Below are 23,926 nucleotides of genomic sequence, written 5' to 3'. Positions count from 1 at the left end.
CGGGCCATGCAGCCTCATTATTTACGCTTACGGGCCGGAGATAACAGATTAAAAATGTGCCTGCCCGTGACCCCAGTCACACCAGCTTACAGATTATGCTTAAAAAGCCACCCCCGGCACCGTTAAATAGCGCAAAAGAATTAACGCTCTGGTAGCTTTTTTAATTATGCCCTTTGCCACCTGTTAACCATTTTTGCCGCTGCGATTTATAGCAGAGTCGGATTATTCGCAGATCGCTTAGCTGCGCAATAACAGTTCCGCCCGGCTCAGGCTGACTGAATAGCCTCACGCGCCCCCACTCGTTCAGTCGTAAGTTGCCTTAAAAAAACGTCAAAGAAATAAACTGAGAAAGGTGACAGAGCTCAAAAACCTGAATCCGAAAAGTGCCTGCAACATAAAATTAATCGCTCGCCGGAGACGCTGATAATAACCCTGCGATTACCACTGTTTTATTTTCTGCTGGCTGCACCCGTTCCAGTGATGCTGAGAAGCTCTCTTTATCAACGAGTTAGATCATGATGAACAACATGGAGAGAAAGGCAGCATCGGTTTAACGCTGCCGGAGGAGAGATAAAGCGGTAACTGCGCAGAGGCAGCTACCGCCGGATAACTAATTCGCCTGCGTGGCCGGGCCAAATACCGGATATTGCGGCATATCCACGTTCTGATAAGTCTCCCAGCCGCCGCCCAGTGCTTTATAGAGCGCCACTAAATCGAGTGCACTCTGCATCCGCGCCTGTGTCGCCTGCTCCTCTGCCTGAGCCAGCTGACGCTGCGCATCCAGCACCTCCAGGAAGGTCGAGAGCCCCTGGCGATAACTGTCGCTGGCGAGATCAAACGCGCGCTGAAGCGCACCGGTTGTCTCATCCAGCGCGGTGACCCGCTGCTGATCGGCGCGATAGCTGACCAGCGCATTCTCCACATCCTGCAACGCCGTCAGCACCGTCTGGCGATAATCCAGCGCGGCACTGGCCTGCTGTGCCCGCGCTAACTTCACGCTCGACACCAGCTGTCCGCCCTGGAAAATCGGAATCGATAACGACGGGCCATAACTGTAGAAATGGCTGCTCCAGTTATCCAGATAGCTGACATCGGTGTTGCGCACGCCCAGCTGGCCGGTCAGTGACAGGCTCGGGAAAAGCTGCGCGACAGAAACCCCAATCTCAGCGGTTTGTGCATGCAGCGTCGCTTCAGCCTGACGAATATCAGGACGACGACGTGCCAGCGTAGAAGGAATGCCTACCGGGACAAACTGTGGCAGCGGGGGTAACGCTTTTGGCGTACTGAGTTCAGCATCCAGCGCCCCCGGCGTCTTGCCGAGCAGCACCGCTAACCCATTCATCGCCTGCCGTGCCTGCGACTGATACTGCGGCAGTTGCGCCTGCAGCGTGCTGAGCTGGGCACGCGCATTTTCCACATCGGTCAGCGGGGCTAGGCCATTACGCTGCTGGCTTTGGGTCAGCTCGGTCGTCTGCTGCGCCACCTCAATCTGCTGTTGCAGCGTCTGAATCGTGCTCTGCGCGCCACGCAGCTGCAGCCAGGCTCGCGCCACTTCGGCCTCCAGTGAGACCAGCGCATCGTTGCGCTGTTCTATCGCTGCCTGCTGCTGGGCATTAGCTGCCTCAACCTGACGGCGCACTTTGCCCCACAGATCCAGCTCCCAGCTGGCATCGAAGCTGCCCTGATAGAGGGTAACCGGCTGGGTCAATCCATTGAGCTGGCTGGCCACGTTGCTGTCGAGCTGATCGGTTGCGCCATTGGATTTAAGCAAGCCTTCCAGCCCGAGCTGCTGACGCGTCACTTTGGCTGAACCGCCCAGGGTGGGGAACAGGCTGCCCTGCGCCTGCGTCAGCTGTTCACGTGCTCCGGCAATGCGCAGCACCGTCTGCTGCAGGCTCAGGTTGCCCGCAATCGCCCGTTCAATCAGACTGTCGAGCTGCGGATCATTGAAGCTGCGCCACCAGCGTGAATTAATCGCGGCGTTTTGTGGCTTTGACGCCTCCTGCGAATCCAGGGTGTTGTAGCCACCCGGCACGGCAGGTTTCGGCGCCTGATAGTCAGGTCCGACAGCGCAGCCCGCCAGCCCGAGGGCCAGCAGTAAACTCAGGGGTTTCAGGCGATGAGAGTAAAAAACCTTCATGTTAGTGTGCTCCTGCACTGCCTTCGCTCTTAATCGGCGACAGCAGCCAACAAAATGGAATCAAAATCAGGGCGACAATACTCAGGCCTGAGAAGACATCGATGTAAGCGAGGATACGCGACTGCGCAATCATCTCCTGATAGAGCTGACCGGTTGCCAGCGTGACGGGATCGCCCACCGCCGAGGTAAAGTCGCGTATCGCCTGCGCCCAGTGCTGAAGCGTAATGTTGAACGGCTCATTCAGCGGCGTCATGTTATGCACCATGTGCGCTGACCGCACCTGTTCGCGCTCGGTAATGGCAGCGGTCGAGAGTGAAATCCCAATCGATCCGGCCACGTTACGGAACATGGTAAACAGCGCCGAGGCGTCAGCATTAAGCCGCTGCGGAATGGTGACAAAGGCGATAGTCGTCAGCGGGACAAACAGGAAACCCAGCCCGATTGACTGTGCGCTGCGCATCAACACCAAAGTGGTGAAATCGACGTTGGGCGTTAAGGTAGCGGAGTAGAGAAACGCCACGGCCAGACAGCTAAAGCCAAAGGCAATGATGTAGCGCGTCTGAACGATTGGCATCAGTTTCAGCACCAGCGGTATGGTCAGCACAATCAGCACCGCGCCAGGCGACAACACCAGACCTGACCAGGTGGCGGTGTACCCCAGATCCTGCTGCGCCAGCTGTGGCAGCACTACGGAACTGCCATACAGAATCATCGCCATCCCCGCCATCAACAGCCCGGCGACCCAGAAGTTACGGTCTTTCATCACCAGAATATCAACCACTGGCTTACGGGCATACATCAGCCAGTAGATGGCGCCGACGATCCCAATCAAGGCCAGAATGGCGAACAGCACGATAAAGTGCGAGGCAAACCAGTCCTCATCCTCTCCGCGATCCAGCATCACCTGCAGACAACCCAGTCCTAAGGTAATCAGGCTGATGCCGATATAGTCGATCTTCAGTTTACCTTTGGCCCACTTACGCTCCCACGGTGGATCTTCCAGCAGCTGATAGATCGCCAGCACGGTAAGCACGCCGACCGGAATGTTGATAAAGAACACCCAGCGCCAGCTGTAGTTGTCGGTAATCCAGCCACCTAATGTCGGGCCAATTACCGGCGCGACAATAATGGCAATAGAGGAGAGCCCAAATGCCTTGCCGCGATCTTCCGCCTTGAAGTAGTCCAGCAGCACAGACTGCTGAACCGGCTGTAATCCGCCACCAAAAAAGCCCTGCAGCACGCGGAACAGAATGATTTGCCACAGTTCGGTAGCGATGCCGCACAGGAAGGAGCAGATGGTAAACATCACGATGCAGATCAGGAAAAACTGTTTACGGCCAAACAGTCGGCTGAAGAACGCAGAGATAGGCAGCACAATGCCGTTCGCCACCAGATAAGAGGTCAGCACCCAGGTTGACTCATCGTAACTGGAGGAGAGCGAACCGGCGATATGCGGCAGCGCCACGTTAACAATGGTGGTGTCGAGGATCTCCATAAACACCGCCAGCGTGACCGTGATCGCCACTAACCACGGATTACTGGCGGGTTTCCAGCTCTGCGCCGTACTCATTCCACCGTTACCTTCGGTTCAACTGAGAGACCCAGCGGCAGAGGATGGTTCGGATCAAGGCCCTTGTCGATGACGATTTTCACCGGCACGCGCTGAACGATTTTCACATAGTTACCGGTGGCGTTTTCTGACGGGAAAGTCGAGAAGCGAGAACCAGAGCCCATCTGAATACTGTCGACATGCCCTTCCAGCTTCATATCCGGCCAGGCATCGACGCTGATTTCAACTTTGTCGCCAGGATTCATGTGTTGCAGCTGAGACTCTTTGAAGTTAGCGGTGACCCAGATCTCAGGCGAGACCAGCGAAAACAACGACGATCCCGCCTGCACCAGTGTGCCCAGCTGAACGTTACGCTTGGTGACAAACCCGTCATAGGGCGCGCGAACCTGGGTATAGGAGAGATTAAGATCGGCCGTGCTTAACTGCGCCTTCGCCTGCTCAACCTGTTGCTGACGCGCTTCAACATTGGTCTCCTGCTGGCGAATCTGCAGAGCAACCTGTGACGCCACTTCAACCTGTGCTTTCGCGCTTTGTAACTGCGCCTGCGCCGAACGTAACTGCGCGGACGCGCTATCGATATTACGCTGACTGGTCGCACGCGGGTCGACGCCGCGCTGGCGACGATAATCCGCCTGCGCATTAAGCAGATTCGCTTCGGCTTTCGCCTGATCCGCCAGCGCCTGATCGCGCTGTGCCGGATACTGTACCTTTGACAGCGCCAGTTGAGCCTGCGCCTGATGCAGCTGTGCGACAGCTAAACCGAGCTGCGCATTAGCCTGCTCACGCTGGGCACGATTGTCGCTGGGATCGATCTCCACCAGCAGATCGCCCTTCTTCACCCGCTGGTTATCTTTCACCAGCAGCTTCACGACATAGCCGGAGGCTTTAGGCGCAATGGTAACGGCATCGCCTTCGGTAAAGGCGTCGTCGGTAGTTTCAATATTGCGGGTAGTGAACCAGAACCAGAAGCCGACAATCAGCATAATCACCACCACTACCGCCAGAATAATCAGCGGCTTTTTACCGGGGCGTTTACGCTCAGGCTGCTGGTCGTTGTCCTGATTTTCCTCTGACTGACGGTTTTTATCCGTCGCATTCTCTGCGTCCTGCTGGTGTGGATCGCGTTGGTTATTCTCGCTCATAGTTCCCATCACTGGCTAAGGCCCTAATTCCCGGGCATAAAGGTCCTGTTAACCTTATATCGGAAACTGACAAAATCCAGCGCAACTTTACGAAACTTGAGAAATGGCGCACATCCTGCCACCTGTGGCGGGTAGCAGGATGCGTCGGGCCTAATTGAGCAGCCGCAACAGCAGCCAGCCGCTGGCCATCGACCAGGCAAGCAGAGGGAGAGAAAAGAGATGGAAATGCCACCAGACGGCCCGATCTTTCGCCATACGCAGGGCAATAAGGTTAGCGAGCGAACCCGGCAGCAGACCGAATCCGCCAATATTGACCGCCCAGGCCAGCACATCGCCAGGCGGGACTTTTTGCAGCAGCAGAATCGTCGCCGGAACGTTGCTGATCACCTGTGACAGACCAATCGCCAGCAGGTAGAGCTGCCCCTGACCGAAATGAGAAACCGCATCAAAGTGAGCCTGCATCACCGGCAGACGCGTCATCAGGAAGACGTCAATAAACATGGCGATAAACACCGCCAGCAGGCTCCAGTCGATGCGCAGCAGCACCGGACGCGCCATCACCAGGAACGTGGCAAGAATCAGCAGCAGGACCCAACCGGTGATTTCCAGCTCCAGGCCGGCGATAAACAGCAGGTATAGCACCACGCTGACAATAAACAGCGGCTTCTGCCACTGCGGCTGTTCCGGGTTGTCATGCTTATCAATCGACCGCTTTGAAAAGCTGAACCAGGTTAATACCATCAGGCTAAGCAGCAGCCAGGCGGCCAGCGGCAGCATCTGCACAATAAACGCGACAACGCTTAATTTGCCGTGGCTCCACAGCAGAATGTTTTGCGGGTTGCCGACCGGCGTCAGCAGGGATCCGGCGTTGACCGCCAGCGCTTCGAAGATGATCAGTCGAGAGATGGGTAAGTGAGAGAACTTACGCAGCGTCAGCGTCAGCGGCACCAGAATAAACAGCGCCACATCATTGGTCAGAAACGTAGAGAGCAACGCGGCAGCCAGCACCATAAACAGCGCCAGCGCACGTTCGTGCCGGAAACGCGCAATCAGTCGTCCCCCCAGCACGTCAAAGTAGCCACTGGTTTCCAGCCCTTTGGTCAGGATCAACAACCCGGTGAGCGTAATAATGGTATGCCAGTCTACGGCACCGGGCAGATCGGCCCAGCGAAAATCCGCCAGAAATGCCAGAACTACACCAATCACGATTAATAAATGCAAAACAGAGTCATGCAAAAAAGATCGAAGCAGTTGAGGCATGATGAAGGTACGCCTTAGCATTAGCGGGTTTCGGAGAATTTCTTAAATACGGCCAGCGTTTCATCACTGACGTGATGCTCAATCCCTTCTGAATCACGTCGGGCAGTTTCGGGACTGATGCCTAACGCCAGCAGAAAACTTTCAACAATGTGATGACGGGCGCGGCTCTCCTCTGCCAGTTTCTCTCCTTCACCGGTCAGGAAGACACCGCGGTAAGGCACCTGCTCAACCAGCCCGGCACTGCCAAGCCGCTTCAGCATTTTCGCTACGGTAGGTTGTGAAACGCCCAGGCGGGCCGCCATATCAACCTGACGCGCTTCGCCAAATTCACCAATCAAATCAGAGATTAACTCAACGTAGTCATCAATTAATTCCCGACGATGCGCTTCACGCACCTGCCGAAAACCTTCGACATGCTCTTCAATATCTTTCAGTGGTCCTTTTGGCGCAGAAACCACGCTTTTAGCACGACGACTCATTCAGCTTCCTCATTATTTTTTCCCGTACTGTCACTGCTGTACGGATTTAGCTGCGCTCATTGTAAACCAGCCGCAAAGAAGCTCAAATTTTTCGTCATTAGCCTTGGCTAAAGGATATAGCCAGTGCTATATTTGACGATAATGTAAGCAGCAAAAGAGCGATCCCTGGTGATCCTCTGTTGCTCCGGTGATGATGACGCCTCTCACCGCAGGCTGCTGACTACCGCGTCGACAATGATTGGGAGGTGATTCTATGAGCACCCTGAAATGTTGCTTAGATTGCAGTAAATGCTTCCAGGCTGAGAAGAAAACAACCACGGAGATGAAATCCTGGCTGTGCCTGCTGACGCGTTCACCGTTCACACTGCGTCTGATGTTGCTGGAAAAACTGCTGGGCCATAAGTCTGACGATCGTCGCTGTGAGAATCTCATCTGGCGCGGCTAATCCTGATTCTATGCCTTTCAGCCGCTGGCTGAGAGGCGCACTCTCCCTTTCTGCTCTCTCTTTTTCCTGTTTCCCCATCGAATCAATATGACCTGCGGCTTCAACCAGCATGGCTGCTGATCGGCTACAGCGATCCGGAAAAGTCGGGAAACGTGCAGATACGAGAGAAGGGTGAGTAAATAAGCACAATAAAAAACGGCCCACAAGGGGCCGCTTTTTTGCAGGTCAGCTAAGCTAAACTTAGAAGCTGTAACCTACGCCAGCAATCCAGGTGCCAACGTCAACGTTACGGATACGGCTCTGCTCGTAACCAACGTCAACTGCGAAGTCCTGAACTGGGTTAAACTGCAGACCTGCGCCGTAAGAGAAACCTACGTCGCTTGAATCAGTTTTATCGCGTGATGAAGTATCGTTCTGCTGGAATTTACCGTAGCCGATACCCACAACACCGTAGATGCTTGCCCAGTCGTTCAGACGGAAAGCAGGACCACCGGTCACACCGTAGTACTGGCCTTTGTTATAAATGCCAGAATCGGTGTTATCTTTTTCTGTGTAGGTGAATGAACCGATCCAACCCAGTGGGTTAGAACCGTCTTCGTAGCGGTATTTCAGGTTGAAGCCGTTAGCTTTGTTAGCTACGCCCTGATAGTCGCTCTGAGCATAGCCACCAGTTACGGTGCTCTGTGCCATTGCTGAACCTGCAGATACTGCCAGTACACAGGCTAATGCTGAAAGACATGCAATTTTTTTCATAACCACCTCAAATGTGAAAATACTTCTCTCCTGACAACGCTGAAAATATAACAAAAAATAGCGAGAAACTCTGCCCGGATTTTGTTGTCTAACAGAATGTTTGGTGTAACAGGAAGTTAATGCGACAACCTATGTCATTCATTTTTCTTATAAAATCCGTCATCTTTCTGCAATAATCATTTTGTGCTCATTTCGTTCTTTAAGTTAAATCCTAAAAAAACCTGACATTTCTTTACCTAAATGGCCCTGATTCTGGCCAAAAATTGCTCAGTTGAGAGAAATTTAAAACCCCATTCCGTGATTTTTTACCCGCTATTTCCTTTACACTGGCTGACTCATTACGTTGATGACCAGGAAAAGTACACAGGATGTTTGCCTCTCCCGCTTCTAAAAACCTTGCCCCGATAGTGATGCCGATTGCCGTGCTGCTGATTGCGATGCTGTCGCTTCAGGGCGGCGCTTCGCTGGCGAAAAGCCTGTTTCCTGCCGTTGGCGCTACCGGCATCACCGCGCTGCGTCTGGGCTTTGGCACCCTGATACTCTGTATTATCTTCAAACCCTGGCGTTTACGCTTTAGCCGGGAACAACGTCTGCCACTCCTGATGTATGGACTGGCGCTGGGCACAATGAATTTCACGTTCTATCTGGCGATTCGTACCGTGCCGCTGGGTGTGGCGGTGGGACTGGAATTTACCGGCCCACTGGCGCTGGCGCTATTCGGATCGCGCCGGCCACTGGATTTTGTCTGGGTGCTGCTGGCCGTGATTGGTCTGTGGTTCCTGCTGCCTTTTGGCACAGGCATGACTGCGATTGATCCGCTGGGCGCTGCGCTGGCAGTGAGTGCAGGCGCCTGCTGGGCGATCTATATCCTGGCGGGACAGCGGGCAGGCGCAGAACATGGCCCGGCGACAGTGGCTATCGGGTCGCTGATTGCCTCAGTGATTTTTGTACCGCTGGGGCTGACGTTCGCAGAAAGTGGCATCTGGACATGGGCCGTTATGCCGATCGCGTTGCTGGTTGCCCTGCTCTCCAGCGCCATCCCCTATTCGCTGGAGATGATCGCCCTCACCCGCTTACCGGCGCGCATCTTCGGCACGCTGATGAGTCTGGAACCCGCCATGGCTGCCTTTTCCGGCATGCTGTTTCTGGGGGAAACCCTGACCGGGCTTCAGTGGCTGGCGCTGCTGGCGATCATCATCGCCTCGGCAGGTTCAACGCTGACCATGCGGCCGAAAAAGAGTCAGTTAAACAGCGTTGAATTATCAGACGATATCCAAAAATAAACGCTATCCGCCCCGCCTGCAGGCGGGGCTAAATAATAATCATGCTCATCATGAGAATTATTCCTAATCTTCGCTCCTTCCTGAGTTGCCTATTTTGAAACAGACACTTACCAGTTATTTACATAATAGAATAACAACATGATTTAAATAGCTATTTATTTGTTTTTATATTTTAACATGGCATTAACCTTCTTAGCCCAGCTCTGCTTTGAGTAAAGACACACGCTATTTCATCCATCGACAAAGTCGTTTCTGCAAAGCTGAAAAGCGCTGCTATACTTATGCGGTACTTGATTAGGACAACCATCAAAGAGAGGACTGAAACGATGAGTACCGCTAAATTGGTTAAAACTAAATCTTCTGACCTGATTTATACCCGCAATGATGTGGCCGAAGACGATAAAAAAGCCACCATCGCGGTGTTAAACCGTCTGGTAGTCGAGTTTATTGACCTGTCATTGATCACTAAGCAGGCGCACTGGAACATGCGCGGTGCTAATTTTATCGGTGTGCATGAGATGCTGGACGGCTTCCGCACCGCGATTACCGATCATCAGGATACTATTGCCGAGCGTGTGGTTCAGCTGGGTGGCGTGGCGCTGGGCACCACGCAGGTCGTTAACGATACGACTCCGCTGAAGAGCTATCCGCTGAATATTCACAGCGTTCAGGATCATCTGAAAGCGCTGGCAGACCGTTACAGCGTTGTCGCTAATGACACCCGTAAAGCAATCACTGAAGTGAAAGACGAAGATACCGCTGACATCTTCACTGCGGCATCACGTGACCTTGATAAATTCCTGTGGTTTATCGAAGCGAACATCGAATAAGACTCAATGCAGTCTGTCAGGCGGGGAAACCCGCCTTTTTTACGTCTGTGTTACCGCATTTTTATGACCCTGTTAACAGTTCTTCCCTCCTCCGCTTCACAGCCTTAACATCTGAGGCACACTACCGCTTGCACCAAAACAGCCACCTGCACCAAAACTGAGCACCAAACTGGTGCAATGGCAGAATTAACTGCAAAATCGTGTCAGCTATGTTATTTAACTCTCTGATTTCGCAGATTTTGCAAAGTTGGCATAATTCTTTCATATGACAAGCCGCAAACGCAGGCCCTGCCGCCTGGTAGTAAAAAAAGGAAAAATGATGAAGTCACTGTTAAAAGTTTCTGTGGCCGCGCTGGCGCTGGCCTTCTCTCTCTCTTCCACTGCAGCAGACAAGAAGCTGGTCGTCGCCACGGATACCGCCTTTGTTCCGTTTGAATTTAAACAAGGTGACAAATATGTCGGCTTCGATGTGGATCTGTGGGATGCCATTGCGAAAGAGCTGAAGCTCGATTACACCCTGAAGCCAATGGACTTCAGCGGCATTATCCCTGCACTGCAAACGCGCAATGTCGATCTGGCACTGGCGGGTATCACCATTACCGAAGAACGTAAAAAAGCGATTGAGTTCTCTGACGGCTATTACAAAAGCGGTCTGCAGGTGATGGTGCGTAACAATGAAAACGACATCAAAGGCATCAGCGATCTGAACGGTAAAGTGGTCGCAGTGAAAAGCGGCACCGGCTCCGTGGAATACGCGAAAGCCAACATCAAATCCAAAGATCTGCGTCAGTTCCCGAATATCGACAGCGCCTATATGGAGCTGGGCACTAACCGTGCGGACGCCGTGCTGCATGACACGCCAAACATCCTTTACTTCATCCATACCGCCGGTAAAGGCCGCTTTAAAGCGGTAGGCGATTCAATTGAAGCGCAGCAGTATGGTATCGCCTTCCCGAAAGGCAGCGACGATTTGCGTGAAAAAGTCAACGGCGCACTGAAAACCCTGAAAGAGAACGGCACCTACAACACGCTCTATAAAAAATGGTTTGGCACCGAACCTAAATAATAATTTGCCCGTTATCTGATTTCAGCAGGGGAACTTTTTCCCTGCTTTTTTCCATCGCAACATATCTGGAGTGACACCATGGAGTTTGACTGGAGCGTCATCTGGCCCGCCATGCCAGCGCTGCTTGAAGGCGCTAAACTGACCTTAATTATCTCAATTATTGGACTGGTTGGCGGCCTCTTCATCGGCCTGGTAGCGGGCTTTGCCCGCGCTTACGGTGGCTGGATCACCAATAACATCGCACTGGTGTTTATCGAAATCATTCGCGGCACCCCTATCGTGGTGCAGGTGATGTTTATCTATTTTGCTTTGCCGATGGCGTTCCCCGACCTGCGCATTGATCCCTTCAGCGCGGCGGTGGTGACCATCATGATTAACTCCGGCGCTTACATTGCCGAGATTACCCGTGGTGCCGTGCTGTCGATCAACAAGGGCTTCCGCGAAGCCGGACTGGCGCTTGGCCTGTCGAGCCGCGAGACGCTGCGCTACGTGATTATGCCGCTGGCGCTGCGCCGTATGCTGCCACCGCTGGGCAACCAGTGGATTGTCAGCATCAAAGATACTTCGCTGTTTATCGTTATTGGTGTGGCTGAACTGACTCGTCAGGGTCAGGAGATTATTGCCGGTAACTTCCGCGCGCTGGAAATCTGGAGCGCCGTCGCGATTATCTATCTGGTTATTACGCTGGTGTTGAGCTTTGTGCTGCGCCGCATTGAGAAAAGGGTGAAAATCCTGTGATTGAATTTAAAGATGTCTCCAAGCATTTTGGCCAGACCCAGGTGCTGCACAATATTGACCTGAAGATTAACCAGGGCGAAGTGGTGGTGATTATCGGCCCATCCGGTTCCGGTAAATCAACTCTGCTGCGCTGCATTAACAAGCTGGAAGAGATCACCAGTGGCGAACTGATTGTCGATGGCCTGCGCGTCAATGATCCGAAAGTCGATGACCGCCTGATTCGTCAGGAAGCGGGCATGGTGTTTCAGCAGTTTCATCTGTTCCCACAGATGAGTGCGCTGGATAACGTCGCCTTTGGTCCTATCCGGGTGCGCGGCGCCAGCAAAGAGGCGGCACGCCAGCTGGCGCGTGAGCTGCTGGGCAAAGTGGGCCTCGCCGAACGCGCGCATCACTTCCCGTCTGAGCTTTCCGGCGGCCAGCAGCAGCGGGTGGCGATTGCCCGTGCGCTGGCAGTTAAGCCGAAAATGATGCTGTTTGATGAGCCAACCTCAGCGCTCGACCCGGAACTGCGTCACGAAGTGCTGAAGGTGATGCAGGATCTGGCGGAAGAAGGCATGACGATGGTGATTGTGACGCACGAAGTAGGCTTCGCACAGAAGGTGGCCTCACGGCTGATCTTTATCGATAAAGGCCGGATTGCGGAAGATGGCGATCCCGACAGCCTGATCAGCAACCCACCGAGCGAGCGTCTGCGCGAATTCCTGCAGCACGTCTCCTGATCAAAATGGGCCGCATCGCGGCCCGTTCTATTTTACTCTTCGCCCACAGATACACCTGTTACCATGTAAAGCGACACCTCAGTTCCCCAGGCGACTCAGCAGTTTAGTGCGCTGGGCGGCAGGCATAAAACTCCACGCCAGGAAGCGACTCTGCTTCTGACCCTGCGCCATATTAACCACGCGCATCTCCGCCACGTCGAGCGCCTGCAGCTGTTTTTCCAGCGCCGGTAAGTTCTCTTTGCGCGACACCAGCGAGGTAAACCAGCCGATCTGACGACTAAACGCCACGCTCTCGGCGATCATCTTGCCGATAAAGCCCTTTTCGCCACCGGGATACCATAATTCATTGTGCTGGCCGCCAAAGTTGAGCGGCGCACTCTTATCCAGTCCGAGATTGCGGACCTTACGCTGCGATCCCGATACCGCCTCTTCCGCCGAGGCGTGGAATGGCGGGTTACACATCACTGCACTGAAAAATTCAGTTTTACTGACCACACCTGCCAGCACTGCATCGCTGTTTTTCTGACGACGCAGACGGATCTGGCGCGTCAGGCGCGGATTGGCCGCAACAATGCGGTTAGCGGCTTTGATGGCGGCTTCATCGACTTCGGTGCCGGTAAAGCGCCAGCCATATTCTGCCGCGCCAATCAGCGGATAGATGCAGTTTGCACCGCAGCCGACATCCAGAACGTCCGCCGTCGGGATCACGCCGTTGTTATCCAGCGCCAGCAGATCGGCAAGGTAGTGCAGATAATCGGCGCGTCCCGGCACGGGCGGGCAGAGTGAGCCGGGAGCCAGCTGCCAGTCGATGTCGTAAAATAGTTTGATCAGCGCCTGGTTCAGCAGCATCACCGCCTCCGGGTCCGCGAAATCCACGGACTGCACGCCATACCCATTGGGCCGGACTTTGGCTTTCAGCGGCGGATGGGCAGCGGTTAACGCGGCAAAATCGTATTCGCCCTGATGGCGATTGCGGGCGTGGAAAGGCGACGTGCTGGCTGACTTTTTCATACGTTCTCTCAATTATTCAGGCGCGCGTACAATACGCTGTAGGCGGCGGAAAATAAACCCGCACCATCCGCTTACCTCTTTCCGATTCCGTCGGGCGATGCTGTCGGGCTAAGATAAATAAAATTCCCTGCTGGAGAAGTTATGACCCGGAAACGCTATTCCTATCAACCCCGTGCTGGTCACGGTCTGCCGCACGATCCGCTGAACGCCATTATCGGGCCGCGCCCGATCGGCTGGATTAGCTCAGTGAGCAGCAGCGGCCAGCGCAATCTGGCACCTTACAGCTTCTTTAACTGCTTCAACTATCATCCGCCGATTATCGGTTTCGCCAGCAGTGGCTGGAAAGACAGCGTGAGAAATATTGCTGAGACCAAAGAGTTTGTCTGGAACCTGGCGACGCGTCCTCTGGCGGAAGCGATGAACGAAAGTTCCGCCTCGCTGCCTGCCGATCAGGATGAGTTCGCCTTTGCCGGTTTAACGCCGCTGGCGGCTTCACAGGTCAGCGCCAGTCTGGTGGCAGAGAGCCCGGTCAACTTCGAGTGCCGACTGACGCAACTGATTCAGCTGCAGGATGCCAGCGGCAATCTGATCGACAGCTGGCTGGTGCTGGGGGAAGCGGTGGCGATTCACATCGATGAATCGCTGCTGGAAGAGGGCATTTATCAGACCGCTAAAGCCGAGCCGATTCTGCGCGCGGGCGGCCCCAGCGCCTATTACGGCATCAGCGAAGCGCAACGTTTTGATTTAGTCCGTCCGGACGCGCGCCGCAGGTAATCCTCACCCCACAAGCGCATCGGCCCGGTGCGCTTTAATCTGAGCTACCGCGCAGGCGATGTCGGGTGCCAGCCAGCGATCCTGCTGCCAGCGCTCAACAACCTGCCGCAAATGCTGCCAGGCGCGCCGCGTGCCTGCTGCCAGCTGTGATTCACCGTGAAACTCCAGCGCCTGCGCCGCCAGCAGATACTCAATCGCGATAATGTGATCAACATTGCTGACCAGTTTCAGCAGCTTCAGCGCCGAGCCGGTGCCGAGGCTCAGATGATCCTCCTGTAATCCTGAAGTGACATAGTTATCAAGCACCGCAGGCTGCGCCAGCTGACGGTTCTCCGCGCAGAGTGATGCCGCCACGTACTGTGCAATCATCATGCCGGAATTGACGCCCGGCTCGGCCACCAGAAACGGCGGCAGGCCGCTGACCAGCGGATTCACCAGCCGATCAAGCCGCCGCTCGGCGATGCTGCCCAGCTCCGCCATCGCAATCGCCAGCAGGTCGCAGGCCATTGCCACCGACTCGCCATGCGGATTGGACTGTGACACCACGCGCCAGGCCTGCGGCGTCCCCAGCACCAGCGGATTGTCGGTACAGGCGTTGAGTTCGGTCTCCACCTGACGAACAGCGTGACTAAACTGATCGCGACAGGCGCCGTGCACCTGCGGCATCGAGCGCAGACTGAGTGCATCCTGAGTCCGTATGCCAACGCTGGCTTTCAGCAGCGGGCTGTCACTCAGCAACTGGCGCAGGCGTTCGCCACTGCGCTGAATCCCCGGGCTGGCCTTCAGCGCCAGCACCTCAGGGTCAAACGCCACCATCTGACCGCGCAGCGCCTCAAAGCTCATCGCACCGGTAACGTCTGCCCAGTCCAGCAGCCGTTCGGCATCGTCCAGCGCCAGACAGGCTAAGCCGGTCATGCAGGGCGTGCCGTTGACCAGGCTCAGCCCCTCTTTGGCACCAGGCCGGTAAGGGGCTAATCCCGCCTGTGCCAGCGCCTGCTGCGCCGGCACGATTTCGCCCTTCCACTCCACCTCGCCGATGCCAATCAGCGCCAGGCCGATATGCGCCATGTGGGTCAGATACCCCACCGATCCCTGCGACGGTACCTGTGGGGTAATCTGCAGGTTTAGCAGCGCCAGGAGATGTTGCACCAGCGCCACTGAGACACCTGATTTGCCGTGACTGTAGTTCGCAATCGCAGCGCACAGAATGGCGCGGACCTCGGGTTTTGCCAGCACCGGCCCGACGCCACAGGCATGACTCAGCAGGGTATTGCGCGACAACTGGCTCAGTTCATCTTCAGACAGGGTGATGTTGCACAACGCCCCCAGCCCGGTATTGATGCCGTAAGCCACCTGCCCCGCCGCCACGATATTACCGACGATTTCACGGCTCTGCGCAATGCGCTGCCAGGCACTGTCGCTCAGCATCAGGGTGGCGCCGTGCCGGGCGACCTGCACCAGCGCCTGCCATTTCAGCGGGCCATCGCCCCAGACCAGCGTCTGACGTATTACCTCGCTCATACCACCGGCTCCACCTGATGATGACTGGAGATAAACTGCTTAAAGCGCGCCGATCCCGCCTCGCCGAACATCGCTTCTGGCGTGCCCTGACAATCAATAGTGCCCTGATGCATAAACACCACCCAGTTAGAGACGTTGCGGGCAAAACCCATCTCATGGGTCACCACCAGCATAGTGCGGCCCTCTTCCGCCAGGCTGCGCATGACCTTCAGCACCTCGCCTACCAGTTCCGGATCGAGTGCCGAAGTTGGCTCATCAAACAGCATCACCTCCGGGTCCATTGCCAGCGCCCGGGCGATCGCCACCCGCTGCTGCTGACCGCCTGAAAGCTGGGCGGGATAGAAATCTTTGCGATTCAGCAGACCGACCCGATCCAGCAGCTGTTCCGCCTGGGCAATACAGGCTTTTTTATCGCGCTTGAGGACGTAGTGCGGCCCTTCAATGACATTCTGCAGCACCGTCAGGTGCGACCAGAGGTTAGCCGGGAGCGCAGCCGCTCAATCTGACGCGGGTTAGCCGCCAGCTGGTGTCCCCGGGCATGGCGCTTCATCTCAATGGTTTCACCGCCCACGCTGACCACGCCCGCGTCAGGCGTCTCAAGCAGATTAATGCAGCGCAGCAGCGTACTTTTGCCCGAGCCGCTGGCACCGAGTATTGAGATAACATCGCCCTGGTGCGCCTGCAGCGAGATGCCTTTCAGCACCTCCATGGCGCCAAAGGATTTATGGATATCGCTGGCCGACAGCGTGACGGGTGGCAGTTCAGACATGTTTATTTTCCTCCAGGAATCGGCTTAGCGGCCGGTAACGGCTTTTTTTCCGGTTTATGAACCGGCGTCAGGCGCCGCTCCAGCAGGGCATAGAGTTGTACAATGATGAAGTTGAGGATCAGGTAGATTGCCGCCGCACAGAGAAACACCTCCATGGTGCGGTAAGTACGCTGAATAATCTGCTGCGCCACCCCGGTGACATCCCAGACCGTGACCAGACTGGCCAGCGCGGTCGACTTCACCAGCAGAATCGCCTCGGTGGAGTAAGCGGGCAGCGCATAACGCAGCATCACCGGCGCGATAATGCGCCGCAGCAGCAGCCCGCGCGACATGCCGCACGCCATCCCCGCCTCCACCTGACCGGGCGGCACAGCCAGCAGCGCACCGCGCAGGATCTCCGCGGTGTAGGCGGCGGTGCAGAGCGACAGTGCCAGCACCGCACAGGTAAAGGGCTCACGCAGAAACGGCCAGAAGAGACTGTGCCGGATCACACCAAACTGCCCCAGACCGTAGTAGATCAGAAACAGCTGGATCATCAGCGGCGAGCCGCGAAACACCAGAATGTAGCCACGGGCAAAAGCACTCAGCAGACGCCAGCGGCTCATGCGTAGCGCCAGAATACCCACCGCCAGCACGCCGCCGCACAGGAAGGCGCTGATAAACAGGCCCAGCGTAACCGGCAACGCGGCGCTGAGTTTCAGGAAGGTGTCAGTGAGGAACGCGAAATCGATCATAAATCTCCTTAATGCTGTGCAGCGGTGCGGCTTTGCCAGGCGCGACCAAGACGGGATTCAGCCCGCAGAAAGGCGCGGTTCGACAGCAGCGTCAGCAGCAGATAACAGGCACCGCCCACCAGATAAAAGGAGAAGTAATCACGGGTGGAGCCGGCCGCAATCTGGCTGGCCCGCATCAGCTCGACAATGCCGGTCACTGACACCAGCGCCGAGTCTTTCAGGCTCATCTGCCAGACGTTTGACAGGCCGGGCAGCGCATAGCGCGCTACCTGCGGCAGCAGGATGCGTTGCCGGATGCGCCAGCGCGGCATACCAATAGCGACAGCGGCTTCGATCTCCCCTTTCGCCAGGGCCAGCCGTGCGGCACGATAGACTTCCGCCTGGTAAGAGCCGGAAATAAGCCCGATGGCCAGCGCCCCGATCAGAAACGGCGGCGCTTCGATAAACCCGTCCGCGCCAAACAGTTGTCCGATCTGCGTGATCAATCCCGATCCGCCGAAGTAGAACAGGTAGATCACCAGCAGCTCAGGGATGCCACGAAAGATCACCGAGTAACCTTCCCCTGCCCAGCGCACCGCGCGGTGCGGGGATAACTTTGCAGCGGCAACGCCCGATCCCACTACCGCACCGACCAGCAGTGCGGCAAATGAGAGCAGCAACGTCGTCAGCGTGGCACTCAGAATCAACCGTCCCCAGCCCTCCGGGCCAAAACTCAGCAGGCTTATCATCAGTTACCTCACTCAGGGTGTGACGTCAGTTTTGAACCACTTCTCGCTCAGCTTTTTCACTGTGCCATCGGCCAGTGCGGCTTTGATCGCCTGATCCAGCCGGGCTTTCAGATCGTTGTCTGCCATGCGCACGCCCATCGCCTCACCCTCACCCCAGATTGGGCCGCCCAGCTGCGGACCGCTAAAGCTGAGGTTACGGTTATCCGGTCGCGCCAGCATCGACTGCGCAAAGGTCACATCGTCAAACACTGCGTCAATACGCCCCGCCTGCAAATCGAGGATCGCATCGGCTGAGCTGGTGTATTCCCGCACATCCGCCACCTCTTTGAAGTACTTGTCGATAAACGGCGTGTAGACGGTGCCGGAGGCGATACCGATGGTTTTGCCCTTCAGCGCCGCTTTCAGGGGTGCGATGGCAGGCTCCACGGTTTTCTCATCGTCGGTGAGTTTGATGATCTTACTGTCGGCAGGCAGCAACGACCCTTTCACCGTGATGAAGGTGGCGGGCGTTGAGGCGTAGGGCACGGTGAAATTGATCACTTTCTTGCGATCGGGGGTGATCACAATTGCATCCATGATCACGTCATATTTTCCGGCATTCAGACCGGCGATCATTCCATCCCAGTTCTGCACCACCAGCTTGCACTGTATCGCCATGCGCTGGCAGAGATCGGCCATCAGCTCCGGTTCAAAACCGCCCAGCTTGCCGCCTGGCAGGGTGAGGTTCCAGGGTTCATAACTGCCTTCGGTGGCAATGGTGATCGACTTCCACTCTTTGGCCTGGGCGCTGACGCCACAGAGCAGCAGGCTGGAAACCAGCGTAGTGAGACATAAACGACGAAGAGTCAGAGGGTGCGTCATACGGTTCTCCTGAAAGTAGCGGCCTGGTGATCGCCCTGACGAGATTTAACATAAATTTCACAGGATGATATGTCATGTATATACAAGTTAACGCAGCGCAGTTCATTGCCGGCTTTATCGTTTTGTGAGCCAGACAGAATTTATTACGCAGATGGCGGTGCTGCTGCACTTGTACATACAACCAAGCAAAGGTTATGCCAGCTCTGCAGAGGCGGAAAAAGGCGGCGGGAGTCTGGGAGCGGGCAGGCGACCTGCCTGACGCTGCACCCAATCAGGGCAGCAATGCACCGGAGTGGCGCATCGCTCTGGTGAGTTTTATTGCGATTTAGCCTGCGCCAGCATGGCGTGGATCAGTGCCTTAAGCACGTTCTGCAACCGGGCGGCACGCGCCTGCTGCCAGGCGTAAGGTGGGGTTTCATCCATATAGTTGAGCTGCGCCAGCTCCAGCTGGACCGCCTCAATCTGCTGCTGCGGCTGACCGTAGGCACGGGTGATGTAACCGCCTTTAAAGCGCCCGTTAATCACCCAGCTGTAGTCGTTCTGCGCCGCGCACACGGCCTCCAGCGCCGCACTCATTGCAGGCGTGCAGCTTGCGCCGTCGTTGGTGCCGATGTTGATATCGGGCAGACGGCCGTCAAACAGGCGGGGAATTTCACTGGCGATAGAGTGGGCATCAAACAGCAGCGCATAGCCATGCTGCGCTTTGAGCCGCGCCAGCTCCTGTTGAATCTGCTGATGATAGGGCTGCCAGATCTGATCGATGTAGCCCTGACGCGCCGTGTCGTCGGGTGTTTTGCCTGGTGCAAAGGTCGGTGTACCGTCGAACAGGGTTTCCGGGAACAGGCCGGTGGTGGCGCTGGTGTAGAGCGGCTGGTTATCGGGCGGGCGATTGAGATCGACCACAAAGCGGGAGTAGCGGCCGATTAACACGCTGGCCCCGAGATCACGCACAAAATCATACAGCAGGGGAATATGCCAGTCGGTGTCGGGTAAGCCGCGCGCGGCCTCACTCAGTCCGGCTTCCACGTCGGGCGTCAGCTCGGTACCGGCGTGGGGAATGCTGACCAGCAGCGGCAGACTGCCCTGGGTAAAATGGAAAGGGTTCATTGCGGTTCTCCACGATAGATAACGGTACAGGGCAGTTCACCACCCAGCCAGTAAACCAGTTCTGCCGGACGGGCCAGCGGCCAGTGAACGAAGTTCGCCACTTTTCCCGCCTCCAGCGAGCCGTGACTGTCAGCCAGCCCCAGCGCTTTTGCCCCCCACAGCGTGACGCCCGCCAGCGCCTCTTCCGGCGTCATGCCAAACAGGGTACAGCCCATATTAAGCATCAGACGCAGCGACAGCGCAGGCGAGGTGCCGGGATTGGCATCGCTGGCCAGCGCCATCGGCACGCCATAGCGCCGGAAGAGATCCACCGGCGGACGCTGGGTCTCCCGCAGCAGATAAAATGCACCAGGCAGCAGCACCGCCACGGTGCCATGTTGTGCCATCGCTCTGGCATCCTCCTCGGTGGCATATTCAAGGTGGTCGGCAGAGAGCGCCCCATAGCGGGCCGCCAGTGCTGCGCCACCTGACGCCGAGAGCTGCTCCGCATGCAGTTTCACCGGCATGCCAAGCGCCACTGCCCGATCAAACACCCGCGCCACCTGCTGCGGTGAAAAGGCGAGATGCTCGCAGAACGCATCCACCGCATCCGCCAGTCCCAGTGCCTGCACCTGCGGCAGCAGCCGTTCGCAGATGATATCAACCCAGCCATCCGGGTCGTGCTTAAACTCCGGCGGAAAAGCATGTGCCGCCAGACAGGTGGCACGGACGTCAGCGGCTACGCTCTCTCCCAGCTGACGAATCGCCCGCAGCATCCGCAGTTCGCTCTCTTCATCCAGGCCATAGCCGGACTTGATCTCCACGGTGGTGACGCCCTCGGCCAGCAGGCGGTTAAGCCGCCAGCGAGCCGATGCCACCAGTTCCTCTTCAGTGGCGGCGCGGGTAGCGCGCACGGTTGAGAGGATGCCACCGCCCTGCGCGGCAATCTCTGCATAGCTGACGCCATTCAGGCGCTGTTCAAACTCCTGGCTGCGGTCGCCGCCAAACACCAGGTGAGTATGACAATCCACCAGCCCCGGGGTCACGATGCCGCCCGGCAGATGATGATGCTGATCGGCGACGAACGCGGGCATCTCCGCCTGCGGCCCGACCCACACCAGCCTGCCCGCCCGCACCACCAGCGCCCCCTGCGGGATAAGATGGTACTTTCCGTCACGCATGGTGACCAGGTCAGCCCCGGTCCACACCGTCTCTACGCGCATCTCTTCTGCCATCGCTGCCTCATGCCTCCGCCGTTTACACTGTGCCTCAAAGTATGTATATGTATATACAACCACATCCGATGAGGATCAACCATGGCGACTTTTTTTGCCTCGCGTGCCCTGCTCGCGGAGGGCTGGCAGCAGCAGGTGCGTATCACGGTCAATCAGGCCGGTTTTATCGACTCTATTACTCCGGATAGCCACGCTGATCAGGCTATCCGGCTCAACGGCGAGGTGATCCCGGCAATCGCCAACCTGCACTCGCACGCCTTCCAGCGTGCCATGGCGGGTCTGGCTGAAGTGGCGGGCGATCCTCAGGACAGTTTCTGGACGTGGCGGGATCTGATGTACCGCATGGTGCAGCGCCTGACGCCGCAACAGGTGGGCGATATTGCCGCCCTGCTCTACATCGAGATGCTGAAAGGCGGCTACACCCAGGTGGCAGAGTTTCACTACCTGCACCACGACACACAGGGTGCGCCCTACAGTGATGATGCGATGCTGCAACAGCTGATTGAAGCGGCGGAGATCGCCGGTATCGGCCAGACGCTGCTGCCGGTGCTCTACACCTACAGCGGCTTCGGCAGCCAGCCAGCGTCGGCAGGTCAGAAGCGTTTTATCCAGCAGACCGATCGCTATCTGCAACAGCAGGCGCGGCTTGATGCGTGGCAGCAGCAAAGACCACTGCTGAACCGTGGCCTCTGTTTCCATTCACTGCGGGCGGTGAGTGAAAGCCAGATGCAGGACGTGCTGGCGGCCAGTGATCCGACGCTGCCGGTACATATCCATGTGGCTGAACAGCAGAAAGAGGTGAATGACTCGCTGGCGTGGAGCGGCGAGCGTCCGGTGGCCTGGCTGCTGAACCGCTTTGAGGTGGATGCGCGCTGGTGCCTGATCCACGCCACCCATCTGGATGAGAGTGAGCTGGCGCGTCTCGCCCGCAGTGGCGCAGTGGCGGGTCTCTGCCCGACCACCGAAGCCAACCTCGGTGACGGCATCTTTCCGGCAGTGGAGTACATCGCGCAGGGCGGACGCTGGGGCATCGGCTCTGACAGTCACGTTTCGCTGAGCGCCCAGGAGGAGCTGCGCTGGCTGGAGTATGCTCAGCGACTGCGCGACCAGCGCCGCAACCGGATTACCCTGCCCGGCCAGCCGTCGGTAGGCGATCTGCTGTGGCAACAGGCAGCTGCGGGCGGTGCGCAGGCGTGTGGCATTCAGCAGGGCACGCTGGCGGTGGGACAACGTGCCGACTGGCTGGTGCTGCGGGATGAGGCGTGGCTCGGCAGCGTCGGGTCGCACGCCGTCCTCAACCGCTGGCTCTTTGCCGGGCAGCGCGATCAGATTCGGGACGTTTATGTGGCGGGTAAAGCCGTGGTAGAAGATGGGGTGCATCCGCACCAGACGGCGTGTGCCGCCCGCTTTGCTCAGGCGATGGAGACGCTGCGATGATCGCCCGGTTCACATACGCGGAGCTGGCGGTCAGCCGCTGGCGCAACGGCGGCGGCGAAACCCGCGAAATCATCAGCTTTCCACCCGGCGCGGAGCGCTTCGGCTGGCGCGCCAGCATTGCGACGCTGGCGCAGGATGGTCCCTTCTCAGCCTTTTCTGACATTGATCGGGTGATTACCCTGCTGCATGGCGATCCGGTGTTGCTGACCGCGCCGGGCGTGCAGCACTTACTGACGCCTCAGCAGCCCTGGGCGTTTGCCGGCGAACTCGCCTTAACGGCAAAGCTGCAGGGCAGCGTCAGCGAAGATTTTAATATTATGACGCGGCGCGGGGAATGGCAGGCAGCGGTGGAGGTGGTGACCACGCCGGTCAGCACTCTGCATGGCGTCGCCTGGGTGCTGGCTGGCGCCTGGCAGACGGCTGCCGGGGAACGGCTGACTGCGCAGCAGGGCGCGTGGTGGGTCGATGAAGAAACAGCATTCAGCCCGTGCGATACCGATGCCCGGCTGCTGTTTACCCGTCTTAACCGTGTCCCCTGAAGCGGCCCAGTAGTTTGTAACGTGAGCCGGGATAGAGCAGCCGCGCATAGGTCACGATTTTAGTGTCGCTCCAGGTCTGACGGCGAATCAGCAGGCAGGGTTCGTGCTCATCCACCGACAGATGTTTACGCTGACGCGCATCGGGCAACACCGCTTCAACAATGTGCTCGCCCGCCGTCAGCGGCGCGACGCGCATCAGATAGGTGTAAGGCGTCATCTGCTGATAATCCTGCGTCAGGTAATCGGGCGCGACCAGCGGATTGACCAGACGGTCCTCCAGCTGCACCGGCAGATCATTTTCGTAATGCACAATCAGCGAATGATAAAGCGTCTGCCCGGTGGTCAGTCCCAGCACCGCCGCCTGCTCAGGATCGGCTTTGTCCTGGCCGAAGGCGAGAATTTTGCAGCTGTGCTGATGGCCGCGCTGAGCGATCTCATCGGCGATATTATGCACCTCCAGCATGGCGGTGTAGCCTTTCATCTCCGCCACGAAGGTTCCGACGCCCTGCATCCGCACCAGAAAGCCTTCGCTGGTGAGTTCACGCAGCGCCCGGTTAATGGTCATGCGGCTGACGCCCAGTTCATTAACCAGTTCACTTTCTGATGGCACACGCTGATTCGCTTTCCACAACCCTTCACGGATCTGGCTGACGATGGCCTGCTTCACCCGCTGATAAATCGGGGCAGGCTCATCGCTCATTGCCGCCGCCAGTTGTGCCAGTGCCGTATGCTCAACCATTTGCTGTTCCTTATGCTGAAAGTCCCCTAAGTTTACTGTCTCACCGTGTGAATGTATATACATCCAG

Annotated in this window: 23 protein-coding genes and 1 pseudogene; 9 read left to right on the top strand and 15 right to left on the bottom strand. The window is 57.1% G+C overall.

Annotated elements, in window-relative coordinates; all coding sequences use genetic code 11:
- Positions 1–610: 610 nt before the first annotated feature.
- The 5 genes from ACMGGP_RS05215 to mntR form a co-directional block, all read right to left on the bottom strand.
- Positions 611–2,140, bottom strand: a complete 1,530-nt coding sequence (locus ACMGGP_RS05215; protein WP_010669731.1) for an efflux transporter outer membrane subunit — start codon at positions 2,138–2,140, stop codon at positions 611–613.
- A 1-nt stretch (position 2,141) separates the two neighbouring features.
- Positions 2,142–3,710, bottom strand: coding sequence for a DHA2 family efflux MFS transporter permease subunit (locus ACMGGP_RS05210; protein ID WP_010254360.1), 1,569 nt, complete (start codon positions 3,708–3,710; stop codon positions 2,142–2,144).
- Positions 3,707–4,852 (bottom strand): HlyD family secretion protein, encoded by a 1,146-nt coding sequence (locus tag ACMGGP_RS05205; protein ID WP_010254357.1) that lies wholly within the window; start codon positions 4,850–4,852, stop codon positions 3,707–3,709. The genes ACMGGP_RS05210 and ACMGGP_RS05205 overlap by 4 nt, the downstream gene beginning before the upstream one ends.
- 150 nt (positions 4,853–5,002) lie before the next feature.
- Positions 5,003–6,073 (bottom strand): SLC13 family permease, encoded by a 1,071-nt coding sequence (locus tag ACMGGP_RS05200; RefSeq protein ID WP_010254354.1) that lies wholly within the window; start codon positions 6,071–6,073, stop codon positions 5,003–5,005.
- A 59-nt stretch (positions 6,074–6,132) separates the two neighbouring features.
- On the bottom strand, positions 6,133–6,591 hold the full coding sequence (gene mntR, locus ACMGGP_RS05195; protein WP_010254350.1) for a manganese-binding transcriptional regulator MntR: 459 nt from the start codon (positions 6,589–6,591) through the stop codon (positions 6,133–6,135).
- 322 nt (positions 6,592–6,913) lie between these two features.
- Between mntR and ACMGGP_RS05190 the strand changes: the two genes are divergently transcribed.
- On the top strand, positions 6,914–7,036 hold the full coding sequence (locus ACMGGP_RS05190) for a hypothetical protein (protein WP_498798239.1): 123 nt from the start codon (positions 6,914–6,916) through the stop codon (positions 7,034–7,036).
- A 240-nt stretch (positions 7,037–7,276) separates the two neighbouring features.
- On the opposite strand, the gene ompX is transcribed toward ACMGGP_RS05190, so the two are convergent.
- The gene (ompX, locus tag ACMGGP_RS05185) at positions 7,277–7,789 is read right to left on the bottom strand and encodes an outer membrane protein OmpX (protein ID WP_010254344.1); all 513 of its coding nucleotides are present in this window, start codon (positions 7,787–7,789) and stop codon (positions 7,277–7,279) included.
- Positions 7,790–8,157: 368 nt separating this feature from the next.
- On the opposite strand from ompX, the gene rhtA reads away from it, so the two are divergent.
- The 5 genes from rhtA to glnQ all read left to right on the top strand — a co-directional run bounded on the left by rhtA (position 8,158) and on the right by glnQ (position 12,425).
- Positions 8,158–9,072, top strand: coding sequence for a threonine/homoserine exporter RhtA (rhtA, locus tag ACMGGP_RS05180; RefSeq protein ID WP_263054273.1), 915 nt, complete (start codon positions 8,158–8,160; stop codon positions 9,070–9,072).
- Between the two features lie 326 nt (positions 9,073–9,398).
- On the top strand, positions 9,399–9,902 hold the full coding sequence (dps, locus tag ACMGGP_RS05175; protein WP_010254336.1) for a DNA starvation/stationary phase protection protein Dps: 504 nt from the start codon (positions 9,399–9,401) through the stop codon (positions 9,900–9,902).
- A 316-nt stretch (positions 9,903–10,218) separates the two neighbouring features.
- On the top strand, positions 10,219–10,968 hold the full coding sequence (glnH, locus tag ACMGGP_RS05170) for a glutamine ABC transporter substrate-binding protein GlnH (RefSeq protein WP_498798238.1): 750 nt from the start codon (positions 10,219–10,221) through the stop codon (positions 10,966–10,968).
- Positions 10,969–11,046: 78 nt separating this feature from the next.
- On the top strand, positions 11,047–11,706 hold the full coding sequence (glnP, locus tag ACMGGP_RS05165; RefSeq protein ID WP_022625976.1) for a glutamine ABC transporter permease GlnP: 660 nt from the start codon (positions 11,047–11,049) through the stop codon (positions 11,704–11,706).
- Positions 11,703–12,425: a glutamine ABC transporter ATP-binding protein GlnQ gene (glnQ, locus tag ACMGGP_RS05160; protein ID WP_010254327.1), complete on the top strand. Its 723-nt coding sequence runs from the start codon at positions 11,703–11,705 to the stop codon at positions 12,423–12,425. Before glnP ends, glnQ begins: the two co-directional genes overlap by 4 nt.
- Positions 12,426–12,503: 78 nt before the next feature.
- Here the strand turns inward: glnQ and rlmF are convergent, their stop codons facing one another.
- On the bottom strand, positions 12,504–13,436 hold the full coding sequence (gene rlmF, locus ACMGGP_RS05155) for a 23S rRNA (adenine(1618)-N(6))-methyltransferase RlmF (RefSeq protein WP_010254323.1): 933 nt from the start codon (positions 13,434–13,436) through the stop codon (positions 12,504–12,506).
- Positions 13,437–13,577: 141 nt separating this feature from the next.
- Between rlmF and ACMGGP_RS05150 the strand changes: the two genes are divergently transcribed.
- On the top strand, positions 13,578–14,210 hold the full coding sequence (locus ACMGGP_RS05150) for a flavin reductase family protein (RefSeq protein ID WP_010254320.1): 633 nt from the start codon (positions 13,578–13,580) through the stop codon (positions 14,208–14,210).
- Positions 14,211–14,213: 3 nt separating this feature from the next.
- Here the strand turns inward: ACMGGP_RS05150 and ACMGGP_RS05145 are convergent, their stop codons facing one another.
- The 7 genes and pseudogenes from ACMGGP_RS05145 to hutI all read right to left on the bottom strand — a co-directional run bounded on the left by ACMGGP_RS05145 (position 14,214) and on the right by hutI (position 21,144).
- Positions 14,214–15,731 carry an HAL/PAL/TAL family ammonia-lyase gene (locus ACMGGP_RS05145; protein ID WP_498798237.1) on the bottom strand — a complete coding sequence of 506 codons (1,518 nt, stop codon included), beginning with the start codon at positions 15,729–15,731 and terminating at the stop codon, positions 14,214–14,216.
- Positions 15,728–16,500, bottom strand: a pseudogene (locus ACMGGP_RS05140) (ABC transporter ATP-binding protein). Before ACMGGP_RS05140 ends, ACMGGP_RS05145 begins: the two are co-directional and overlap by 4 nt.
- Positions 16,501–16,502: 2 nt before the next feature.
- On the bottom strand, positions 16,503–17,234 hold the full coding sequence (locus ACMGGP_RS05135) for an ABC transporter permease (protein ID WP_010254311.1): 732 nt from the start codon (positions 17,232–17,234) through the stop codon (positions 16,503–16,505).
- 8 nt (positions 17,235–17,242) lie between these two features.
- Entirely contained in the window at positions 17,243–17,962 is a 720-nt protein-coding gene (locus ACMGGP_RS05130; RefSeq protein WP_010254310.1) for an ABC transporter permease, read from the bottom strand.
- A gap of 12 nt (positions 17,963–17,974) precedes the next feature.
- Complete coding sequence (locus tag ACMGGP_RS05125) at positions 17,975–18,823, bottom strand: transporter substrate-binding domain-containing protein (protein ID WP_031591733.1); 849 nt, start codon at positions 18,821–18,823, stop codon at positions 17,975–17,977.
- A gap of 315 nt (positions 18,824–19,138) precedes the next feature.
- Positions 19,139–19,930: an N-formylglutamate deformylase gene (gene hutG / locus ACMGGP_RS05120; RefSeq protein WP_010254308.1), complete on the bottom strand. Its 792-nt coding sequence runs from the start codon at positions 19,928–19,930 to the stop codon at positions 19,139–19,141.
- Positions 19,927–21,144, bottom strand: a complete 1,218-nt coding sequence (gene hutI, locus ACMGGP_RS05115) for an imidazolonepropionase (protein ID WP_031293039.1) — start codon at positions 21,142–21,144, stop codon at positions 19,927–19,929. The genes hutG and hutI overlap by 4 nt, the downstream gene beginning before the upstream one ends.
- Positions 21,145–21,225: 81 nt before the next feature.
- Between hutI and ACMGGP_RS05110 the strand changes: the two genes are divergently transcribed.
- Positions 21,226–22,581, top strand: a complete 1,356-nt coding sequence (locus tag ACMGGP_RS05110) for a formimidoylglutamate deiminase (RefSeq protein WP_122889066.1) — start codon at positions 21,226–21,228, stop codon at positions 22,579–22,581.
- Positions 22,578–23,120: a HutD/Ves family protein gene (locus ACMGGP_RS05105; RefSeq protein ID WP_498798236.1), complete on the top strand. Its 543-nt coding sequence runs from the start codon at positions 22,578–22,580 to the stop codon at positions 23,118–23,120. The genes ACMGGP_RS05110 and ACMGGP_RS05105 overlap by 4 nt, the downstream gene beginning before the upstream one ends.
- On the opposite strand, the gene hutC is transcribed toward ACMGGP_RS05105, so the two are convergent.
- Positions 23,104–23,859: a histidine utilization transcriptional repressor HutC gene (gene hutC / locus ACMGGP_RS05100; protein ID WP_187496012.1), complete on the bottom strand. Its 756-nt coding sequence runs from the start codon at positions 23,857–23,859 to the stop codon at positions 23,104–23,106. The genes ACMGGP_RS05105 and hutC overlap by 17 nt on opposite strands.
- Positions 23,860–23,926 lie beyond the last annotated feature (67 nt).

Source organism: Curtobacterium sp. BNK-1 (assembly GCF_048685235.1).
GTDB lineage: Bacteria > Pseudomonadota > Gammaproteobacteria > Enterobacterales > Enterobacteriaceae > Pantoea > Pantoea agglomerans.
Note: the sequence above shows the minus strand (reverse complement) of the source record. Positions and strands in the feature narration are given on the sequence as shown.